The 1,345-nt window shown below is 66.2% G+C and carries 1 protein-coding gene; it reads left to right on the forward strand.

Annotated features, from left to right (window positions below; all coding sequences use genetic code 11):
* Positions 1-208 precede the first annotated feature (208 nt).
* Positions 209-1,318 carry an ISAs1 family transposase gene (locus ACFW0G_RS45495; protein WP_378331825.1) on the forward strand — a complete coding sequence of 370 codons (1,110 nt, stop codon included), beginning with the start codon at positions 209-211 and terminating at the stop codon, positions 1,316-1,318.
* Positions 1,319-1,345: the final 27 nt, after the last annotated feature.

Genomic DNA, 1,345 nt, shown 5'->3' on the forward strand with positions numbered 1-1,345 from the left:
CAGGGTTCCGGCAAAGTCTTTTGGGGTTGGTTGCAGGGCGGGCACGGCTCTTGTTGATCATGTGAGTGTCTAGGTCCCATGATCGTGTGAGAGAGCCGTGCCCGCTGCGCAATCGTGCCTGATCCCTGTCGTGTGTGATCGTCTGGCCCCGTTCATCGAGGCTGCCGCTGATCTTGCGCGGGTAGGTGACCTGCGTAAACACCTGGCCATGGTGCCGGACCCGCGGCATCGCCGAGGAGTACGGCATTCGATCGGGTCGATCCTGGCGTTGACCGCGGTCGCGGTGGCGGCGGGAGCACGATCATTCGCCGCGATCGGGGAATGGGCCGCCGATGCGCCTCAACACGTGCTGGCGTTGCTGGGCGCCCGATTCGATCCCCGTCAGGATCGGTATGTCGCCCCTGATGAGGCCACCGTGCGGCGGGTGACCGGCCGCCTCGACGGCGACGTCCTCGACGACGTGATCAGTGCCTGGCTAGCCAAGCGCGACACCACAATCGCTGATCCCGACCTGCTGCCCGAGGCGATCGCGGTGGACGGCAAATCCCTGCGTGGCACCTTCGCCCGCACCGGCGGCGCCGGAGTGCACCTGCTCTCCGCGATCACCCACGACAAGACCACCGTGCTCGGTCAGCGCCAAGTCCCCGTCGGGAGCAGCGAAATCACCTGGTTCCGGCCGCTACTGGACACCATCGACCTGACCGGCCGGGTGGTCACCGCAGACGCCCTGCACACCACCGCCGAGCACGCCCGCTATCTGCACGCCCGCGGCGCCCACTACGTGCTCACCGTCAAAGAGAACCAGCACCACCTCTTCGGGCAACTCGACTCCCTGCCCTGGCACGAGATCCCCGCCCACGTCACCGAAGACCGTGGACACGGACGCAGTGAACGCCGCACCGTCCAGCTCGCACCCCTGGGCGAGTTTCTCGGCTACCCCACCATCGACTTCCCGCACGCCACCCACGCGTTCCTCATCGAGCGCCACACCACCCACCACACCAGCGGAAAACACTCCGCCCACGCCGCGCTCGGCATCACCAACATCACCGGCCCCTGGGCACACCCCGCCCACATCGGAAACTACGTCCGCGGCCACTGGCACATCGAAAACAAACTCCACTACGTCCGCGACGTCACCTACCACGAAGACGCATCCCGAACCCGCACCGGCACCGCACCCCGCGTCATGGCCACCCTCCGCAACCTCATCACCAGCGCACTCAGACAAACCGGCTGGACCAACATCGCCAAAGGGCTACGCCACATGACCCGAGACATCAACCGACCACTCACCCTGCTCGGCATCCACCCCTAACCCCACAACGACTTTGCCGGAACCCTG

Origin of the sequence: Amycolatopsis sp. NPDC058986 (genome assembly GCF_042741125.1) — a bacterium.
Classification (GTDB): Bacteria; Actinomycetota; Actinomycetes; order Mycobacteriales; family Pseudonocardiaceae; genus Amycolatopsis.

What these genes read in the sequence shown, in the direction of transcription:
- ACFW0G_RS45495 (WP_378331825.1), top strand. Translation starts at nt 209, where the DNA reads ATGGTGCCGGACCCGCGGCATCGCCGAGGAGTACGGCATTCGATCGGG.